Genomic DNA, 19,623 nt, shown 5'->3' with positions numbered 1-19,623 from the left:
AACCTGAGATGTCAGAGCCGGGCGCGCCAGGCCCTGACGAAGCAGTACAGGCCATAGGCAATCAGACCGGCGCCCAGAGCAGACAAGATAAACCGGCCGTACGGGAGAGCGACGAGGGACCTCAGCGCCCCATCCAGGCCGGTCGACTGGCTCGGGTCCAGGGTGATGGCCGCAACCAGGATGAGGACCGCCACGACACCCAACACAATTCCCTTGGCGACGTAGCCGATGATTCCCAAGGCGAGGACAACCTTTCCAGCCGACCCGCTCGGCACCGAAATATCTGCCGTGAACTTCTGCAACGCACCCTTGCGCACGAAGTACACCCCGATGGCCATCACGAGGAGACCACCGGCGAGGAGGACGATCACGCCTCCTGGCGCCGCAAGAAGCGATGCGCTGGCATCACGGGTACTGCCAGCGGAACTCGTCGCTCCCCCCTGCGCAAAGGTGAACGCGGTCCCCGCAAGGAGGAAGTAGACAACCGCCTTGGCGACTTCAGCGACGCGCCGGGACCACTTACGTTTGGGGTCTGCGCCGCGCATCAGGAATGCTCCCAGAAGCAGCCAGAGCCCGAGGGCAGCCAGGCCCGCGACCACAACCCACAGAACGAATACTCCGCCCGGGCTCGTCGCGAGCTGCCCGAGAGCACCGGACTGATCTGCACTACCACTTCCGGCACCAACCGCGATGGCGAAGGCTATCGCGGCGATGAGGATGTGCAACAAGCCATTGACGGCGAAGCCCAGGCGGGCAAGTATCTGCAAAGCGCGGCTGTTCTTTGCTGTGCTGGCAACGCTGGCCGCTGAGTTACTGATCACGGCCTCAGCATAGGACGACATCGGTTGTCCGGACTATCATTCTTTCCCAACGAATCAGGACGTCCACCACGGCCGCAGGGGCAGGTCAGCGAGGCCATCAGCGCCCGACGGCTTCACCGCAAGGACCTGGTGCAGCTGAATTCCCCCGGTCTCGAAGGCGAGCCGTGAGCCGGCCATGTACAGGCCCCAGATCTTCGCGGTCTGCAGTCCGACCTCGGCGACGGCCTCATCCCAGTGCTCGACGAGGTTGGTGCACCAGTCGCGCAGGGTCAGGGCGTAATGCTGACGCAGGTTCTCCTCGTGAAGCACCTCCAGGCCGGTGTCCTGTGCGGCGCTGATGATGCGGCCAGAGCCGGTGAGCTCGCCGTCGGGGAAGACATACCGGTCGATGAACCCGCGAGTGGACGCCTCGGAGCGGTTGTCCGGGCGGGTGATGCAGTGGTTGAGCAGGAGCCCGCCGTGGCGCAGGCGGGACTGCAGGAATTCGAAGTACGCGGGATAATTGCGCACGCCGATGTGCTCGAGCAGCCCGATCGATGACACGGCGTCGAACCCGGTCTCGGCGATGTCCCGATAGTCGCTGAAACGCACCTCGGCCAGACCGACCAGGCCCTCCTCGGCGATCGCACGCTGCGCCCACGCGGCCTGCTGTTCCGACAGGGTCACTCCGGTGGCCCTCACGCCGCGGCGGGCGGCGTAGCGCACCATGCCGCCCCAGCCGCAGCCGACGTCGAGCAGGCGGTCGCCCGGCTTCAGCCGCAGCTTCTCGAACACCAGCCGGTACTTGTTCTCCTGGGCCTCGTCGAGGGACGCGTCCCGGCGCGGGTAGCACGCGCACGTGTAGGTCATCGACGGCCCGAGCACCCACTCATAGAAGGCGTTCGACACGTCGTAGTGGTGGTGGATCGCCTCGGCGTCCCTGCTCTTGCTGTGCCGGAGCCCCCCGGCGATCCGGCGCCAGCGCGGCGGTGCCTCCTGTTCCGGCGGTTTGATCGGGCGCAGGTGCCCGACCCCGATCGAACGGATGATGGTGGCCATAACCCGGGGCGACGGGAGCGTGAAGACCAGGTCGCCGGTGAGCGCTCTGAGGAGTTCGTACGGGTCGCCGGGGTGCACCCCGTGGATCTCGAGGTCACCGGCGATGTAGGCGCGGGCCAGGCCCAGGTCGCCGCGGCCGGTCGCCAGGTAGGTCGTGCCCCGCGGCGTTCTCAGCTCCAGCCCGAGGGGTGCGTCTCGCGGGCCGGCCGAACTCCCGTCGTAGGCGGTGAACCGAAGCGGGAGCCGACCGCCGGCCAGGATCTCGAGGATCCCGGCCAGGGCGAGCTTCCCCTCTCGCTCAGGCCGCCCTGCCTGTTCCGCCTCTTCCGGCGTTCGTTGCTGGAACGTGGTCATCGTCGTAACACCGCCTTTGCGTAGAGATCGAGGAGACGCGAATCGGGGTCGTAGCGGTCTTTGACGCTCCGATAGGCGACTCCCCCATAGAGTCCTTCGAACTTCTCCGGAGAGTAGTACGAGTCCGAGTACAGCGACTTGTGCCCGTCGAGCGCGCTGACCGCATCCTCGATCCGACGGTTCATCTCCCCCTCGGTCGACCCCACCGGCACCGTCGACCAGAACCCGACGTTGACATACGTGTGCCGCGGCCGGATCGGGTACAGCGGCCAGCCGCCGTCGTCACGCAGCCTCAGCGGGCAGAGCCAGATCGGTTCGATCGGGACAGTGGACAGGAACCAGTCCAGGAACTCCGCACAGCGCTCGATCGGTATCTCGACGTCCTGCACGACACGTTCCCGGCGTGGACGGTTCTTCAGCAGCTCGAGGCGATCGCCGATGTGGAATCGCTGTTCGTAACGCATCTGCTCTCCGTAGAAGCTGCTGCGCCGAAGCGTTCGGGGCCAGAGCCTGCGGACGAGCGGACGCTGTGCGCCGAATGCCGCCGAGCACCAGAACCAGTCCGTGTCCCACCGCCACAGGTAGTCGTGGATCGTGAGCCGGTCTGCCGTGGTTCCGTCGTCGTGCTGGATGGAGCGGTAGTAGATCTTCCGCCCGGTGTAGTCGCTCACCGGGCCGGGCGCGGCGGTCTGGGTGCCCACGCAGAGGTAGCCTTCGTCGGCGCTGAACACCACGCCGTCGAGGTAGTCGACGCGGTCGCCGTCCAGGTTCCCCGTCGCAACGATGCGGCCCATCGCCGCGACGAGGTCGGGGAGCGAGTGGAACCGCAGGTGCCGGAGCGCGACGAAGGCCTCAACCGGCTCCAGCTCAATGCGCAGGCGCACGGCGTACCCGAGCGTGCCGTAGGAGTTGGGGAAGGCGCGGTAGAGGTCCTCGTGCTCAGTCGGCGACGCCGTGATGACGTCGCCCGTTCCGATGAGGATGTCCAGCTCCAGCACCGACTCGTGCGGAAGGCCGTTGCGGAAGGACGTCGATTCGATACCGAGGCCGGTGACCGCACCGCCGAGGGTGATCGTCTTCAGCTGTGGGACCACGAGCGGAGCCAACCCGTGCGACAAGGTCGCGGCGAGGAGATCCTCATAGGTGCACATACCGGCCACGTCGGCCGTCCGCGCTTCGGTATCGACCGCGATCACGCCCGTCAATCCCGACGTGTCGAGGCCCGGGGCGTCCGACTTCGCGCGTGACCGGAACAGGTTCGAGGTGCGCTTCGCGAGCCGGACGGATGCCGTCGGCGGGACCGCCCGATAGCTCGCGAGGAGCCGCTCGACGCCGGCGGCGTGGGCGGTGCGTGCGTCGATCGCGGGAGTGGACACGCCCCCAAGCTAGTCCTCGGTCGCCGAGCCCGCACGGAAAGAAACCGGCAGGTGCGTTTTCCTCCCCACCGCTCCGCAGGGCGCGGACAGCGGCCGGCGTGCCTGAGACCGTCTCAGGCACGCCGGATGAATGCGGGGTGGGCGGCCGCTACAGGGTGGCGCGCACCTGCACGACGGCGCCGGCGGGGGCGTATGGAACGGTGCGGCCTTGGATCGCCACTCCGTCGACCTCGAGGCTCGCGCGCGACCCTTCGCGGCCGGAGTTGGCCACCGTAATGACGTAGGTCGCACCGCGGGCCTGCCGGGTCACGGTGAATTCCGCGACGTCCGGCCCGATCTGCGGGTCGACGACCAGGCCGTCGTAGTCGGTGCGCACGCCCAGGAGGTACTGGGACACCGTCACGAAGTTCCACGCAGCGGTTCCGGTGAGCCAGGAGTTCTTGGCCTCGCCGTGGCGGGAGGCCTCCTTGCCCGCGATCATCTGCGCGTACACGTACGGCTCGAGGCGGTGCACCTCGGAGATGTCCTCACGGTAGGCGGGCGTGATCTTGCGGTAGTGGTCGAAGGCCTTGGCGCCGCGGCCGAGGACCGTCTCGCCGATGATGACCCACGGGTTGTTGTGGCAGAAGATTCCGCCGTTCTCCTTGTAGCCCGGCGGGTACGTTGAGACCTCGCCGAGTTCGATGCGGTAGCTCTGGTACGCCGGGTACTGCAGCACGAGTCCGTGTGCGGAGCCGAGCAGGCGGTCCACGGAGTCGAGGGCGCGGAACGCGGGGCTCGTGGCGGACGGGGTGCCGTCCGCGTTGTGCTCCACGCCGACGCCGGCGAGGACCGCGAAACCCTGCGGCTCGATCCAGATCTGGCCCTCGGTGTCTTCGTGGGTGCCGACCTTGTTGCCGTAGAAGTCGTAAGCGCGCAGGAACCACTCGCCGTCCCAGCCGTCGGAGAGCAGCACCTGGCTCATGGTCGCAGCGGCCTTGCGGGCGCGGTCGGCCTGGTGGGTGTCGCCGCCGCGCTCGGCGATGGTCGCGTACTGTCCGGCAGCGAGCACGAACTGGGCAGCGATGAACGTCGACTCCGCGACGCCGCCTGCCTGGTTCTCGGTGGTCTGGAAGGACTCGCCCGGCGTCGTCGAGAAGCAGTTCAGGTTCAGGCAGTCGTTCCAGTCGGCGCGCCCGATCAGCGGCAGGCCGTGCGGGCCGAGGTTGTTGAGGGTGAACTCGAAGGAGCGGGTGAGGTGGGTGTACAGCGTCTGCGCGAGCGCGTCGTTGTTGTCGAACGGGACGACCTCGTCGAGGATGCTGAAGTCCCCGGTCTCCTTGAGGTAAGCATCCACGCCGATGATCAGCCAGGCCGGGTCGTCGTTGAAGCCGCTCCCGAGCTCGTTGTTGCCGCGCTTGGTGAGTGGCTGGTACTGGTGGTAGGCCGAGCCGTCCGGAAGCTGGGTGGCGGCGATGTCGAGGATGCGTTCGCGCGCCCGGTCGGGGATCAGGTGCACGAAGCCGAGCAGGTCCTGGGTCGAGTCGCGGAAGCCCATGCCGCGCCCGATGCCCGTCTCGAAGTACGACGCCGATCGGGACATGTTGAATGTGACCATGCACTGGTACTGGTTCCAGATGTTGACCATCCGGTTGAGCTTGTCGTCCGGTGAGGTCACGGTGTACGCGGAGAGCAGGGTGGTCCAGTACTCCCCCAGGGCCTCGAACGCGGCATCCGCTGCCTCGGTCGTGGACAGGCGCGCGAGCAGCTCGTGCGCACGGGTCTTGTTGACGATCTGCTTCGCGTCGTCGGCCCACTTGCCTTGGCCGTTCTCGACGGTGTTCTCGACATAGCCGACCACGAACACGAGCTCGCGGGTCTCGCCGGGCTGCAGTGTCGAGTCGACCTGGTGCGAACCTATCGGGTACCAGCCGGACGCCATCGAGTTCTGCGCCTTCCCGGAGTTCGGAACCCTGGCCTCTGCGAGCGTCTCATAGAGCCCGACGAAGGTCTCCCTATCGGTGTCGAAGCCCGTGATCTCGGCGTTCACCGAGTACACGGCGTAGTGGTCACGCCGTTCGCGGTACTCCGTCTTGTGGTAGATCGTGCTTCCCTCGACCTCGACCTCGGCGAGGGAGAGATTGCGCTGGTAGTTGGTCTGGTCGTCCTGGGCGTTCCAGAGGCAGAACTCGAGGTAGGAGAAGAGAGAGAAGGTCTTGACGTTGTCCGAGGTGTTGGTGATCGTCACCTTCTGCACCTCGGCCGTCTCGCCCAGCGGAACAAAGTACAGGGTGGAGACGCGCAGGCCGCCGCGCTCGCCGGTGATCCGGGTGTACCCCATGCCGTGGCGGGTCTCGAAGAAGTCGAGGTCCTTCTTCATCGGCAGCCAGCTGGGCGTCCAGACGTCGCCGCCGTCGTTGATGAAGAAATAGCGTCCGCCGGAGTCAGTGGGAATGTCGTTGTAGCGATACCGGGTCAGGCGACGCATCTTCGCGTCCTTGTAGAACGTGTACCCGCCGGCCGTGTGAGAAATCAGGGAAAAGAAATCTTCGCTGCCCAGGTAGTTGATCCATGGGTATGGCGTGAGCGGGGTCTCGATCACGTATTCCCTGGCCTCGTCGTCGAAATGACCGAACCTCATGTGTGCACCTTTGCGATATGCGGAGGACCGGATGGCGATGGGATCCGAAATTACGGGCATCCATCGACAGACCAGACCCAAACCTTGTGAGAGCGCTCTCATTGGCGCCCGCGGCTACTCTAGCAAAGGTAGCCCCCGGGGTGCCACACCGCATGTTCTCTGCCGCACTGTGACACGCTGGGACCATGGATTTGGAGGTGTCGCCCACGCTCACGATTCCCGCAGCGGAACTGGGCTGGCGGTTCTCGCGGTCACCGGGACCGGGCGGACAGCACGTGAACACCTCGGACAGTCGCGTCGAACTGTCCTGGCGTGTCGCGACGTCCCTGTCCCTGTCCGACGACCAGCGGGCCAGGCTCCTGGCGCGACTCGACCGGCGACTTGTCGGCGGGGTGATCACCGTCGCCGGGTCGGAACAGCGTTCCCAGCTCCGGAACCGGCAGATCGCACTGGCCAAACTCGCCGAGCTCGTGTCCTCGGCCCTCGCCCCGGATGCCGCTCTCCGCCGGGCGACCAAACCGACCAGGGGTTCGAACCGTCGGCGTCTCGCAGCCAAGGAACAGCGTTCCGCGACCAAACAGCAGCGCCGGAAGCCGTCGGACGAGTAGCACCAGCCAGAACGAGGTCCCGTACGCTGTTCGGATGAAGCCGATCCGTCCCGCCGTGCCCGCCGATGTTCCCGAAATCCTTCGACTGGTTGTCGAACTCGCCGAATACGAACGCGAACCCGACGCGGTCGCGGCGACGGAGAAAGGATTCCTCGCCGCCCTCTTCGGCGACGACCCCGCGGTCCACGCGTTCGTCATCGACGGCGAGGAGGCCGGCACCCTGGCCGGGATGGCCGTGTGGTTCCTCACCTTCTCGACCTGGGAGGGCGTGCACGGCATCCATCTCGAGGACCTGTACGTGCGCCCGGCGTATCGTGGCGGCGGATACGGCACCGCACTGCTCACACGTCTCGCGGCACTCTGCGTCGAGCGCGGGTACGCGCGTCTGGAATGGGACGTCCTCGACTGGAATGCGCCCGCGATCGGTTTCTACGAGTCCCTCGGCGCCCGGCCCCTCGACGGCTGGACGACGTACCGTCTCGACGGCGAGGCGTTGCGGCGGGCATGAGCCCGCGCATCCGCTTCGCCTGCCCTGTCCCCGTCCTCGACTAGACTCGGCACAGACTTCCGTTCGCAGATAACCAAAGCGACCGGACGAGCGCTGGTTGAGACAGTGCAGGAAGGCCCCCGGATCCGTCCGGGGGCCTTCTCTTTTGTCTCAGGTCGGAGTTCTTATTCCGGAATGGGAATGCGGGACCGCCGGCGCCGATTACATCCCTCGTACCGAATTGACGACGGAGGCCGCATGAGCACGACTGAAGTGGGTTTCCGGTCCGCGCGCGGCCCGATCCTGATCGCTCTGATGCTGACGACGGGGCTCGTGGCGATCGACGCGACGATCCTCGCGACGGCGGTGCCGACGATCGTAGGCGACCTCGGCGGATTCGCCCAGTTCCCGTGGCTGTTCTCGATCTACCTGCTCGCGCAGGCCGTCTCCGTGCCGGTCTACGCGAAGCTCTCGGACACGCTCGGCCGGAAACCGATCGTGATGATCGGCATCGGACTGTTTCTGCTCGGGTCCGTACTCTGCGGCCTGGCCTGGAGCATGCCCGCGCTGATCGCGTTCCGGGCCATCCAGGGCCTCGGCGCCGGAGCCGTGCAGCCGATGGCGATCACGATCGCCGGCGACATCTACACCGTCGTCGAGCGGGCCAAGGTTCAGGGCTACCTCGCAAGCGTCTGGGCGATCTCCTCGGTGGTGGGACCGAGCCTCGGCGGGATCTTCTCGCAGTTCCTGTCCTGGCGCTGGATCTTCTTCGTGAACATCCCGCTGTGCCTCATCGCCGCCTGGATGCTGCAACGCACCTTCCACGAGACCGTCACCGTCCGCCGGCACCGCGTCGACTACCTCGGCGCCGTCCTCCTGACGACGGCGCTCACTCTTCTGATCCTCGCGGTCCTCGAGGGTGGTCAGGCCTGGGCCTGGGATTCCGTGCCGAGCATCGTGGCCTTCGCCTCCGGGGCGGTGCTCCTCGTACTGTTCGGGTTGGCGGAGCGTCGTGCCGCAGAACCTGTGCTGCCACTCTGGGCGTTCAGCAGGCGCCTGCTGCTCAGTACCGCGCTGATCTCGGTCGGCGTCGGCTCGATCCTGATCGGGCTGACCTCCTTCGTTCCGACCTACCTCGAAGGCGTGCTCGGCACGCCGCCTCTCGTCGCCGGCCTCGCTCTTGCCGCCCTCACGGTCGGCTGGCCCATCTCTGCGGCACTGTCCGGCCGGTTCTACCTCAGGATCGGATTCCGGAACACGGCGCTGATCGGCGTGTCCATCGTCCTGTTCGGCGCCCTGCTCCTCGCGGGGACGGCCGGCACTCCGATGGTGGGCGTGACCGCGCTGAGCTGCTTCGTCGTGGGCCTCGGCCTCGGCCTCGTCGCGACACCCACGCTCATCGCGGCGCAGTCGAGCGTCGAATGGGACGAGCGCGGCGTCGTGACCGGCGCAAACCTGTTCTCCCGGTCCATCGGCAGCGCCGTCGGTGTTGCGATCTTCGGCGCAGTGGCGAACGGGATCATCGGCTCGTCGGCATCGGGCGTGCGGGATGCCGCGAGCGTCCAGGCGGCATCCGTTGCCGTCTTCGTCGCGGTCGCCATAACCGCTGCTCTGACCGTGGTCGCCGCGGTGTCGATGCCCCGGCGCACCAGGGCCTGAGACCGATCCGGTCAGGGGGTCTCGTCGACGATTCCGATGAAGCGGGTGCCGACACCGTCGACCTCTGTGCGGCTGAGACCGGCAGAAGGCTCCGGCAGTTCGTCGGCACCATGGTCGTCACACGTGAGGTACGTGAAGGTCGGCCACCACTTCTTCGGGCGGGCCGCCTCCGAGAAACCGCAGACGTCGCAGCGGAGCTCGACCCAGACAGGTTTCTTGCCCGTGCGGTTGGCCCGCGACTGCACCAGCCAGTCCGGCGGGTTGTTTTCAATCAAGGCCAGTTCCGCTTCGGTCAGGCGCGCGGGCACGTCGTGTCGTTGCGCCATCTCGAGCGGAATATCCAGTCGCAAGGCGGCCATTCGTCTCGTAATCATCGTGTTCAAGGATAATCGCCGCCGGCCGGGTCTGGTCTCCTGACATCACCCCTGACATCACTCCGGACAGCATCCCTGACAACACCGCGGTATCCGCCGTCAATTCGGTGGTTAGGAACGTGCCCGCAGGCCTTTCGTGCGCGTATGCTGATCCCTGCACTACGCGACCTCCAGACCAGTAAGGGCCCCTCGTATGCCTCACTCCTCGACGGAGGCCGGCTCCACCGCGGTTCCCCGACCCGTTACCACCCGGCGGGACCGTCTTTCGCACTGGCTCCTGCAGGACAGTGAGCGCCCCCACCAGGGCCCGCACGCCCGCACTGCGGAAAAGACGCACAGCTGGTGGCGCGTCATGTGCCTCACGGGCGTCGACTACTTCTCCACCCTCGGCTACCAGCCGGCCATCGCCGCGCTCGCTGCCGGGCTGCTGTCCCCCTTCGCGACCATCGTTCTCGTCCTGCTGACCCTGCTCGGCGCGCTCCCCGTCTATCGCAGGGTCGCCCGCGAGAGCTTCAACGGCTCCGGGTCCATCCACATGCTCGAACACCTCCTGCCCTGGTGGGCGGGCAAGCTCTTCGTCCTGGCCCTGCTCGGCTTTGCGGCGACCGACTTCATGATCACGATCACCCTCTCCGCGGCGGATGCCACGGCACACGCCATCGAGAATCCCTTCGCCCCCGAATGGTTCCACGGAAACGAGATCGGCATCACCCTCGCCCTGATCTCGCTCCTCGCGATCGTGTTCCTCAAGGGCTTCAAGGAAGCGATCGGCATCGCCGTGGTGCTCGTCGGCGTCTACCTCGCGCTCAACCTCGTGGTCGTGTTCGTCTCCCTGGCGCAGATCGCGAGCCGGCCGGTGATGATCACCGACTGGTGGAGCGCGCTCAACGCCCAGCACGGTGATCCGCTGATCATGGTCGGGATCGCCCTCATCGTCTTCCCGAAGCTCGCCCTCGGCCTCTCCGGCTTCGAAACCGGCGTCGCCGTGATGCCGCAGATCACCGGCGACCCGACGGACACCCCCGAGCGTCCCGCAGGGCGCATCCGCGGGGCCGGCCGTCTGCTGACGACGGCCGCCGTGATCATGAGCGGCTTCCTGATCCTGACGAGCTTCATGACGACGTTCCTGATCCCCCAGGCCGAATTCCAGCCGGGCGGGCAGGCCAATGGGCGCGCGCTCGCGTACCTCGCACACGAGTTCCTCGGCCCGGTGTTCGGAACCGTGTACGACGTCAGCACGATCTGCATTCTCTGGTTCGCCGGGGCATCCGCCATGGCCGGACTGCTCAACCTCGTGCCCCGTTACCTGCCCCGCTACGGCATGGCACCGCAGTGGGCTCGCGCCGTGCGGCCGCTCGTTCTCGTCTTCACCGCGATCGCGTTCATCATCACGATCGTCTTCCAGGCCAGCGTCGACGCCCAGGGCGGCGCGTACGCGACAGGCGTTCTCGTGCTCATCACCTCGGCGTCCGCCGCTGTGACCCTGTCCGCCCGCAGGCAGGGCCAGCGCAAGCGGACGATCGGCTTCGGAGTCATTTCCCTCGTCTTCGCGTACACGACCGTCCTCAACGTCATCGAACGCCCTGACGGCCTACGCATCGCCGGGCTGTTCATCGCCGGGATCCTGCTCATCTCGCTGATTTCCCGGGTGCGCCGGTCCTTCCAGCTTCGGGCGACATCCGTTGCCCTCGACCAGACTGCCCTCGCTTTCGTCAAGGCGGATGCCGCTGACGGCGCAGTCCGGGTCATCGCAAACGAACCGGACGACGGCAGCGAACACGAGTACCGGCACAAGGACCGCGACGAGCGTCGGTACTCCCACATTCCCCGCGACTCTCAGACCATCTTCCTCGAGGTGCACGGCACCGACTCCTCCGAGTTCGAGGAGGACCTCCTCGTTCGCGGCGTGGTCAAGCACGGCTACCGGGTCCTCGAGGTCTACAGCGGGAACATCCCCAACACCCTGGCTTCCGTACTCCTGGAAATTCGCGACGTGACCGGCATCGTCCCCACGATCTACTTCGAGTGGACGGAGGGCAGCCCGATCTCCAACATGGCCAGGTTCCTGTTCTTCGGAAACGGCGAGGTCGCCCCGGTGACCCGCGAGGTGCTCCGCGTCGCCGAGCGCGACGTCAAGCGCCGTCCGGCGGTGCACGTCAGCTGACCTGATCGCGCGGGCCTCGCTCCGTCCCGGGAGGGCAGGACGCGGGTATGGTCTGCTGCATGAGCGTGAGCGCGATGCCACCGGCACGTCCACCGGTCCAGCCCCAGCCGTCCCGGCCTCCCCAGCCGTCCCAGTCGGCCGTGCCCCCGCAGCCGGATCGGCGCCGCGGAGGGCTGGCAGGCCTTATCGTCGCCGTCGTTGTGCTCGGCGTCGTCATCATGGCCGGGGCCGCACTGCTCATCCTGCTGCTGACCGGCGGCGCGGTCGGCACGCCCGTCCATCTGGCAGCGGATACCGAAGCCGGCTCGAGCGTGGCTGTCCGGGTTCCGAACTCCGCCATCCGCTTCGAACCCAGCCCCGATCCGCAGGTGCACGTGCGTGCCGACGGCAGCTCGCTCGGCGCCACTCCGACGCTGGCGATCACAACGGCGAACGGCGTGACCGAAGTCACCGGGGGGTGTCCGAGCCAGTGGCTCGGCTTCTGCTCCCTGAACATGACGGTGGCCCTCCCTGCGGCGCTCTCCCTCACTGCGGACGGGGTGAACGGGCAGATCAAGGTGTCGGGACTCACCGGCGCGCTGAGGCTGACGAGCACGAACGGAGCCGTCGAGACGACCGGTACGCTCGGCCGGGTGGAGGTCCACACCACCAACGGCGCGATCAGGGTGCGCGATGCGGGTTCCCGCCGCGTGGTCGCCACGACCACGAACGGAGCCGTCGAGGTCGAATTCCGGGATGCCCCTGAGGCCGTCGAGGCCCGCAGCACCAACGGTTCGGTCACGGTGCGCATGCCCGCGGCCGGACTCTCCTATCTCGTCGACGCGCGGACGACGAACGGGAACGTCGACACCGGCTCCGTCCCGAGTGATCCCTCCGCGCGGCGCACGATCATCGCACAGACCACCAACGGTGATGTGAGAGTCACGACCGGCTGACGCCCATCGACGGCGGGCCGTGCATCAGGTGGGCCGTGCATCAGGCGGGCCGTGCTTCAGGCGGGCCATGAAACAATGGAGCCATGCCAGACAGCCTCCCTCCCCTCGGCCTCCTCCTCGACGTCGACGGGCCGATCGCCAGTCCGGTCACCCGAACGATCCGGCGCGACAGCATCATCGCCGACCTGATCACGCTCGCGGCCGCGAACGTGCCGATCGCCTTCATCACCGGCCGGTCGGCGCTCTTCATTCGCGAGCAGGTCATCACGCCCCTCCTCGCGGCCGGCCTCCCGGAGACCATGCGCATGTACGGTGTCTGCGAGAAGGGCGCCGTCTGGTTCCCGATCACCGCAGCGGGAATGGGCGACGTTGTCGTCGACCCGAGCGTCGCACTGCCTGCGGCCGCCGTCGACGCGATCCGTTCGCTCGTGCACGACCGTTTCACCGACACCATGTTCTTCGATGAGACCAAGCAGGCCATGGTCTCGGTCGAACAACGCACGGATGCCGCCGACTCCGACTACGCCGCGGCCGCTGCCGAATTCAACGAGGCCTCATTCGCGATCCTCAGGGGCCTCGGGCTCGGGGTCCGTTTCGGTGACCGTGTCTCGCCGGACACGTCGGGTGCTGTGCCGTTTCGGATCGATCCCACGATCATTTCGACGGACATCGAATCCGTCACCCTCGACAAGGACCACGGAGCCCAACGCGCCCTCGCCTTCTTTGCCGAGACCGGCCCGCTCCCCCGGGTGTGGCGCTCCGTCGGAGACTCGCGCAGCGACTACCTGATGGCCGACCACCTGCACACCGCCGGGTACGAGGTCGCCCACGTGGATGTGCGCCCGTCCGACGGGGTCCTCGAGCGACCGTACCCCGTGATCGTCGAGGGTGACCTGATCCACGACGCCGCTGGTGCGAGCTTCCTGGCGCACTGGGTCAACACACTCGGCCTGCGCTAGACCCAAGCGCGCCGCAGTGCTGAGTGTCGCCGTTTCCGCCGGCTATCGCCGACAGACGGGGTCGGATCCGCCCGAACGGCAATTCACGGCGGACGACGCCCGCCGGCACGGACCGCTAGTCGGTGACGAAGCGGATGCCGTCCTGCAGGCGGCTGCGCAAGTCGAACACCTTCTCGAAGCTGCCGCGATCCATCCCCGGCAGCCCCTCGCGCAACAGGCCGACGAGCCGCGATCGCGGAACGATGACGACCGTGGGACGCCGGCCGCGACCGGGTACCGCAAGCGGGTCGGACAGGGCGTCGTCGGGGAGCACGACGACGAGGGCTGTGAAGCGCACGCCGAGGGCGCGCGAGAGCGCCCGCGCGGCATCCTCGAATTCGTGCACGGGACGGTCTTCCGGCCGGAGGGTCTCCGCGAGGAGCTCGCCGCGCCGGAGTTCGACGGAAGCGCCCCAGTCCTCCGAGAGGATCGCGAACAGCCCGGCAGGGCCGAGGACGACATGGTCGATCGGGTCGGGGTGGGAGCCCGCGAGCACGTCGTGCCAGGCCGTGTAGCCGATGCCGAGCAGGGACACGAGGTGCGCCGTCGACTCCTGGGCGAGGGCGCGGGCCAGGCAGTGCCGGATCTCGCGGGGCGCAGACCGGACGAGCTGGGGCGCGTACGGATCGTCGATGACGGTGCCGCGGCCGACCCACTCGCGCAGGAGCTCGAGGTACCGTTGCCGGGCGTGGCCCCCCGGGTGTCCGTACATCCGCGCACGCGGACCTGTCGCCGCTGACGAAGCGCGCGCCGGGCCGGCGGACGAACCGGAACCGGACGAACCGGAGGCGGAGCCGGTGTGCACGGTCCCGTGCTCGTTGTCCGGGTACCGGCGCCTGTCGTAGTCGGCCCGGCTCTCGGGATTGCCGATCCGTTCCCACGCCACCTGGACGGCCTGGAAGTCGGCGGCGCGACCCCCGACATCCGGGTGGGTGAGGCGCAGCCTCTTGCGGTAGGCGCGTCGCAATTCCTCGCTGCTCGCCTCAGGGCTCACGCCCAGCACCTCATAGGGTGATGCCGCGGCCGGGCTCTCTGACATCCTCGCGGTCTCTTTCGTTCGATCGTGTGCGGCAAGCCGCCGTCCGGGGTCTGACCTGGGCCAGACGTTCTCTTCACCTTATCGACCGTTTCTGTCATCTCACCCCACCCGAGCCGCTCACGGGATCCTGACGGATCTGTGGGACGATCGGCCCATGAACTTCTGGGAACGCCTGAGGGTGCGTCGCTCGAGCACCCGCCTGATCGTGATGGCCGTGATCGGCCTTGCCGCCGGGGTGGTGGCATCGATCTGGGGCGACTGGGTGCTCGCCCCGATCGTTGGCTGGGCAGCGGCCTGCGTGACCTTCATCGGCTGGGTCTGGATCGTGATCGGGCCGATAGACGCCGCGACGACCGCGACGCATGCGACCCGTGAGGACCCGTCCCGGGGCGTGTCCGACCTGCTCGTGCTCCTGATCAGCCTCGCGAGCCTCGGCGCACTCGGCCTTCTGCTCGTCGAGACGCATTCCACGACGGGAGCAGCGCAGGTCGTGCTTGCCCTGTTGTCCGTGCTGAGCGTAGTGCTGTCCTGGACGCTTCTGCACACGTTGTTCACCCTCCGCTATGCCCGGCTCTACTACGAGGGGGCGGATGGCGGGATCGAATTCAACCAGACAGAGCCGCCGAGCTACGGGGACTTCGCCTATCTCGCATTCACCCTCGGCATGACGTTCCAGGTGTCGGACACCAACTTGAAGACACACATCATCCGGATGACGGCGCTGCGCCACGGCCTGCTGTCCTACCTCTTCGGATCCGTGATCCTTGCGACGATGATCAACCTCGTCGCCGGGCTGCTGCACTGAGCCCGGCTCCGGGACAGGCGCTCGGCCGGTCGTTCAGCCGGCGAACGCGCGCACGGGCAGGCCGGTGACCCCGGCATCCACCCGGAACAACGATCCCGCGAGGGGCTCTTCTCCGTCGTCGAGGCCTTCCCGGGACGTCGTGATGAAGAGCTCGTCCAGGTTCGGTCCGCCGAAGGTGCATGCGGTGACGCGGCTCGCGGCGACCTCGACGACCGCGTCGAGGCGGCCATCCTGCGTGTAGCGACGCACGGCGCTCCCGCCGTACAGTGCCACCCAGACCCCGCCCTCGCTGTCGACGGTGAGACCGTCGGGAAAGCCGGACTCCGCCGGGATCTCGACAAAACTGCGCAGACCCGTCAGGCCCGTGCCTGCGCTGTAATCGAACACCGCGACCCGGCCCGTCGCGGTGTCGTTGTAGTAGGCGAGGGAGCCGTCCGGGCTCCAGTCCAGCCCGTTGGAGATGGTGAGGCCGGTCAGGACGACCTCGACCGAGCCGTCCGGATGGAGGCGGCGAAGGGAACCGGCGCCCGTGTACTGGTCGAACGCCATCGAACCGCAATAGAACCGGCCGTCCGGGTCGCAGCCGCCCTCATTGAGTCTCAGGAGCGGATCGCTCCAGAGGTCCCCGAGTTCGGTGATCGTGCCGTCGGCATCCTCGAGGGCGAAACCGCGCTGCAAGGCCAGGACGGCGCCGCCCGCGCGGCGCGGCCGCACGGTCACGACCATGCTACCGACGTGCCTGCGATGCACGGTGTCGCCGTCAAGCGAGAGGATGTCTCCCGCGAACATGTCGAGCCAGCGCAGCCCGCCCCAGGACGGGGACCATACGGGGCCCTCACCGTGGAATGCGAGGGGATCGGTACGCTGTTCGGCCTGCACGGGGTTGCTCAGTCGCGCAGGATCTGGACGGGAATCGCCACGGCGAGGGCAACGCAGAGGATCCCGCCGAAGAAGATGGGCAACTGGCCCGCGGTGACCGTGAAGGCGAACCCGAAGAGCCACAGTCCGAAGACGAACACGGCCATCGCGACGATGAAGGCGACAATTTTCATAGGGGTCCTTTCGACACCGGCGCGGCCGTTCCGTGCCATGACGAGCGTAGCCGCTCAGACGACCGGCGCGGTGAGCCGCTTCAGGTCGCCAGTGCAGGCCACAGGTCCAGCCAGAGGGCCAGCGACAGCCTCAGGCGACCGGTTCGATGAGTTCGGGCCCGTCGCCGATGAGGGGCGCAACCTCGTGGAAGCGCAGTCCCTCCACGGATTCCGCGGAGGCGGCGACGGCTGCGTCCACGAACTCCTGGTCGCCGACCGTGTGCGGGTCGAGCCACTGGTCCCAGGTCTCCTCCGGGAGCACGACGGGCATCCGCTCGTGAAGGCCCCGGAGACGGCCACTCGACGCCTGGGTGAGGATCGTGGCGCTCAGCACCCATCGCGCCGGGTCGTCTTCCGTGAGGGCAGGGTTGCGCCACCACGCGTAGAGACCGGCGAGGGCCAGGGGCAGCCCATCGTCCGAGTGCACGAAGTACGGGGTCTTGACGGTGCCTTCGGTGTGCCATTCGTAGTAACCGGTGGCGGGAACGAGAGCACGCCGCGATGCGAGGGAGGGCTGGAAGGTGGGCTTCTCCCCCACCATCTCCGACCGGGCGTTGAACGTCGGAAACTTCGACACAAGCGCCGGAGCGAAGGAGGGAACGAGCGACCACCGCGCAGACTCGATCCTGCGCACGACGGCGCCTGATTTCGACGACTCGAGCACGATCGGGATCCGCTCGGTTGGCTTGATGTTCCACGACGGTTCAGGGAGGTCCTCGCCCTCATGCTCGACGTCGAACATCGCGGCGAGGTCCGGCGCCGTGTCCGTGATGATGAATCGACCACACATGGTCTCAGGCTATCGCGGCCCACCGACAACCCTGTCCTCCGCCATCGGCCGTGCATCCGCCCGCCTCGGATCGCCTTGACTTAATCGAATGTCTGTTCGAATATGGTGGGGTGTCCAGTCTCCCCGTCCCCCGCAACGGACCCGGCCCGCGAGAACTCGCGGCCGGGCTGCAGGCGCGCATCCGCGGGATGGAATCCACTCGGGCGGGACTCGAAACCCGCCAGGCGGCGGCGGGATTCGCCGGTCTCCTGCCGGGCGGCGCCCTCAGGCCGGGGTCGGTCTACACCGTGGACGGCTCCGTCTCCCTCATTCTCGCGCTGCTCGCCGGGCCGTCCCTTGCCGGGTACTGGTGCGGGATCATCGGACTGCCCGACCTCGGCCCCGAAGCCGCGGCGAGCCTCGGCATCGATCTCACGCGCCTCGTCCTGGTCCCTGCGCCGGGCGACCAGTGGCTCACGGTCACGGCAGCCCTCGCCGATGTGCTCCCCGTCGTCGCGGTGCGACCTACGCGGCGGGTCTCGGAGGCGGAGGCCTCCCGGCTCGCCGCCCGGCTCCGGCAACGCGGGTGCACGCTCCTCATTGCCGGCGACTGGCCGCAGGCCGAGGCGAGGCTCTCCGTGCGCGCCAGCACCTGGACCGGGCTCGGCGACGGTCACGGCCACCTCACGGGACGCGACGTGCTCGTCGCGGCGTCCGCGCGCTCCGGTGCACCCCGCACCGCACGGATGTCGCTGGCCGGCAAGCCGGCTGAGGCGGAGTCCGTCGACAGGCCCCGCCTCGGTATCCCCCTCGGCGCGCACCCGTACAGCGAGGCGGTATGACGATGACAGCACTCGCCGGTCCGACAGTTGAACACCCGCCCGGACCCGAGCGCACCCTGGTGCTCTGGTGCCCCGACTGGCCCGTGACGGCGGCCAGGGTGCGCGCCGGGCTCCCGGAGGACGTGCCGCTGGCGCTCGTCGACCGCGGCATCGTGTTCGCATGCTCGCCGGCGGCCCGCACGACGGGCGTTCGGAGAGGACTCGCCGCCCGCGAGGCCCAGTTCCGCTGCCCGGAGCTTGTCGTGCTCGGCTACGACCGCGTGCTCGACGACCGGGCCTTCGAACCCGTCATCGAGCGGCTCGAGGGCACGACACCCGGCGTGCAGGTCCTTCGGCCGGGACTCTGCGCCATACGCTCCCGCGGGCCGGCCCGGTTCTACGGTGGCGAAGAGGCGGCCGCGGACGCCCTCATCGCGAGCGTCGCGGGGCTCGGGATCCCCGGCGCCAGGGTCGGCATCGCGGACGGCGCCTTCGCCGCAGAACAGGTCGCCAGGGACCAGGCCACCACCCCGGTCAGGGTGGTTCCACCCGGGGGGTCAGCGGCCTTTCTCGCCGTCCGCCCGGTCACGACGCTCGTCGACGCCGGGCTCATCGACAGCGACCTCGCGACCCTGCTCCGCCGCCTGGGCGTGCACACGCTGAGGGACTTCGCGGCGCTCCCCGCCGACCGGGTCCGGCACCGCTTCGGAGCGGCAGCGACCCGCGCCCACCGGATCGCAGGGGCTGCGGACGACGGCCGAGTCGTTCCCCGGGTCCCTCCCCGCCACCGGGAGGTGGCCTTCGATTGGGAACCTCCCCTTGACCGGGTCGACCAGGTCACCTTCGCCATCCGGGCGGGACTCGACGCCTTCGTCGGCGACCTCGCCGCCTCGCGCCTCGTCTGCACCGAAATCACGATCGAGGTGTGCACCGAGGCCGCAGCGGGGGCAGGAGCCGTGCACACTCGTTCGTGGCGGCATCCGCGTTGGTTCACCGGCGCGGACATCGCCGACCGGGTGCGGTGGCAACTGCAGGGGGCAGGCTCCGGCAGGAGCGAGCTCGAAGCCGCCATCACCCGGGTGCGGATCATCCCCGAACGCGTGGACTCGACAGCCGATCACGAGCAGGGGCTTTGGGACTCCGGGCCCGATGAGCGGATTCACCACGCGCTCACCCGGGTCCAGGGCCTGCTCGGACACGACGGCGTGCTCACCGCGAGCAGTGCAGGCGGCCGGCTGCTCAAGGACCGCCGGGTGCTCGTGCCCTGGGGCGACGCCGTCCCCGTCGTCCCCGCCCAGCCCGCCTCGGCACACGAACGCCCGGCCACGGCGCCCTGGCCTGGCAGCCTCCCCGGACTCTCCCCCGCGACCGTCTTCCTGGAACCGCCGCCGGTCCTGCTGCACGCCCGGGACGGCGCTCCCGTCGGCGTCTGCGAGCGGGGCATCCTCTCCGGGACTCCTGCGGCCTTCTCCCCGACCGGGCGAACCGACGACCTCTCGCCGGTCACGGCCTGGGCCGGACCGTGGCCGCTCGTCGAACACTGGTGGGATCCCGCCAGGGCGCACCACGGCCATCGCCTCCAGCTCGTGGACGGATCGGGCGCGGCCTGGCTGCTCCTGCTCGACTCCGCCCGCTGGGTTGCGGAGGCCCGCTATGACTGAGGA

The 19,623-nt window shown here is 68.3% G+C and carries 18 protein-coding genes; 9 read left to right on the top strand and 9 right to left on the bottom strand.

What is annotated here, in order from left to right; genetic code table 11:
- Window positions 1-11: 11 nt before the first annotated feature.
- From RCH22_RS06535 to RCH22_RS06520, 4 genes are all read right to left on the bottom strand, one after another.
- Entirely contained in the window at window positions 12-821 is an 810-nt protein-coding gene (locus RCH22_RS06535; protein WP_327013256.1) for a DUF1206 domain-containing protein, read from the bottom strand.
- 54 nt (window positions 822-875) lie between these two features.
- Entirely contained in the window at window positions 876-2,213 is a 1,338-nt protein-coding gene (locus RCH22_RS06530) for a class I SAM-dependent methyltransferase (RefSeq protein ID WP_327013255.1), read from the bottom strand.
- Entirely contained in the window at window positions 2,210-3,589 is a 1,380-nt protein-coding gene (locus RCH22_RS06525; protein WP_327013254.1) for an FAD-binding oxidoreductase, read from the bottom strand. The genes RCH22_RS06530 and RCH22_RS06525 overlap by 4 nt, the downstream gene beginning before the upstream one ends.
- A gap of 148 nt (window positions 3,590-3,737) precedes the next feature.
- Window positions 3,738-6,209 (bottom strand): glycosyl transferase, encoded by a 2,472-nt coding sequence (locus RCH22_RS06520; protein ID WP_327013253.1) that lies wholly within the window; start codon window positions 6,207-6,209, stop codon window positions 3,738-3,740.
- A gap of 185 nt (window positions 6,210-6,394) precedes the next feature.
- On the opposite strand from RCH22_RS06520, the gene arfB reads away from it, so the two are divergent.
- From arfB to RCH22_RS06505, 3 genes are all read left to right on the top strand, one after another.
- The gene (gene arfB / locus RCH22_RS06515) at window positions 6,395-6,817 is read left to right on the top strand and encodes an alternative ribosome rescue aminoacyl-tRNA hydrolase ArfB (protein WP_327013252.1); all 423 of its coding nucleotides are present in this window, start codon (window positions 6,395-6,397) and stop codon (window positions 6,815-6,817) included.
- Between the two features lie 34 nt (window positions 6,818-6,851).
- Window positions 6,852-7,325, top strand: coding sequence for a GNAT family N-acetyltransferase (locus RCH22_RS06510; protein WP_327013251.1), 474 nt, complete (start codon window positions 6,852-6,854; stop codon window positions 7,323-7,325).
- A gap of 237 nt (window positions 7,326-7,562) precedes the next feature.
- Complete coding sequence (locus RCH22_RS06505; RefSeq protein WP_327013250.1) at window positions 7,563-8,963, top strand: MFS transporter; 1,401 nt, start codon at window positions 7,563-7,565, stop codon at window positions 8,961-8,963.
- 11 nt (window positions 8,964-8,974) lie between these two features.
- On the opposite strand, the gene RCH22_RS06500 is transcribed toward RCH22_RS06505, so the two are convergent.
- Window positions 8,975-9,337, bottom strand: a complete 363-nt coding sequence (locus RCH22_RS06500) for a hypothetical protein (RefSeq protein WP_327013249.1) — start codon at window positions 9,335-9,337, stop codon at window positions 8,975-8,977.
- 352 nt (window positions 9,338-9,689) lie between these two features.
- Between RCH22_RS06500 and RCH22_RS06495 the strand changes: the two genes are divergently transcribed.
- From RCH22_RS06495 to RCH22_RS06485, 3 genes are all read left to right on the top strand, one after another.
- On the top strand, window positions 9,690-11,501 hold the full coding sequence (locus RCH22_RS06495; RefSeq protein ID WP_327015468.1) for an amino acid transporter: 1,812 nt from the start codon (window positions 9,690-9,692) through the stop codon (window positions 11,499-11,501).
- Window positions 11,502-11,560: 59 nt separating this feature from the next.
- A complete protein-coding gene (locus RCH22_RS06490; RefSeq protein ID WP_327013248.1) occupies window positions 11,561-12,436 on the top strand; it encodes a DUF4097 family beta strand repeat-containing protein in 876 nt (291 codons plus the stop codon).
- A gap of 83 nt (window positions 12,437-12,519) precedes the next feature.
- Complete coding sequence (locus tag RCH22_RS06485) at window positions 12,520-13,395, top strand: hypothetical protein (RefSeq protein WP_327013247.1); 876 nt, start codon at window positions 12,520-12,522, stop codon at window positions 13,393-13,395.
- A gap of 115 nt (window positions 13,396-13,510) precedes the next feature.
- Here the strand turns inward: RCH22_RS06485 and RCH22_RS06480 are convergent, their stop codons facing one another.
- The gene (locus RCH22_RS06480) at window positions 13,511-14,473 is read right to left on the bottom strand and encodes a DnaJ domain-containing protein (protein ID WP_327013246.1); all 963 of its coding nucleotides are present in this window, start codon (window positions 14,471-14,473) and stop codon (window positions 13,511-13,513) included.
- A gap of 154 nt (window positions 14,474-14,627) precedes the next feature.
- Between RCH22_RS06480 and RCH22_RS06475 the strand changes: the two genes are divergently transcribed.
- Entirely contained in the window at window positions 14,628-15,278 is a 651-nt protein-coding gene (locus tag RCH22_RS06475) for a DUF1345 domain-containing protein (RefSeq protein WP_327013245.1), read from the top strand.
- A gap of 33 nt (window positions 15,279-15,311) precedes the next feature.
- Here the strand turns inward: RCH22_RS06475 and RCH22_RS06470 are convergent, their stop codons facing one another.
- The 3 genes from RCH22_RS06470 to RCH22_RS06460 all read right to left on the bottom strand — a co-directional run bounded on the left by RCH22_RS06470 (window position 15,312) and on the right by RCH22_RS06460 (window position 17,159).
- Window positions 15,312-16,157, bottom strand: a complete 846-nt coding sequence (locus RCH22_RS06470) for an SMP-30/gluconolactonase/LRE family protein (protein ID WP_327013244.1) — start codon at window positions 16,155-16,157, stop codon at window positions 15,312-15,314.
- 8 nt (window positions 16,158-16,165) lie between these two features.
- Complete coding sequence (locus tag RCH22_RS06465; RefSeq protein WP_166787273.1) at window positions 16,166-16,330, bottom strand: hypothetical protein; 165 nt, start codon at window positions 16,328-16,330, stop codon at window positions 16,166-16,168.
- A gap of 130 nt (window positions 16,331-16,460) precedes the next feature.
- Window positions 16,461-17,159 (bottom strand): SOS response-associated peptidase, encoded by a 699-nt coding sequence (locus tag RCH22_RS06460; protein WP_327013243.1) that lies wholly within the window; start codon window positions 17,157-17,159, stop codon window positions 16,461-16,463.
- Window positions 17,160-17,269: 110 nt separating this feature from the next.
- Here RCH22_RS06460 and RCH22_RS06455 point away from each other — a divergent pair, with 110 nt between their 5' ends.
- Both RCH22_RS06455 and RCH22_RS06450 read left to right on the top strand, forming a co-directional pair.
- Window positions 17,270-17,980, top strand: coding sequence for a hypothetical protein (locus RCH22_RS06455; RefSeq protein WP_327013242.1), 711 nt, complete (start codon window positions 17,270-17,272; stop codon window positions 17,978-17,980).
- Window positions 17,977-19,620 carry a DNA polymerase Y family protein gene (locus tag RCH22_RS06450; RefSeq protein ID WP_327013241.1) on the top strand — a complete coding sequence of 548 codons (1,644 nt, stop codon included), beginning with the start codon at window positions 17,977-17,979 and terminating at the stop codon, window positions 19,618-19,620. The genes RCH22_RS06455 and RCH22_RS06450 overlap by 4 nt, the downstream gene beginning before the upstream one ends.
- Window positions 19,621-19,623 lie beyond the last annotated feature (3 nt).

The organism is Cryobacterium sp. GrIS_2_6 (assembly GCF_035984545.1).
Classification (GTDB): Bacteria; Actinomycetota; Actinomycetes; order Actinomycetales; family Microbacteriaceae; genus Cryobacterium.
This window is presented reverse-complemented; position numbering and strand designations above follow the sequence as displayed.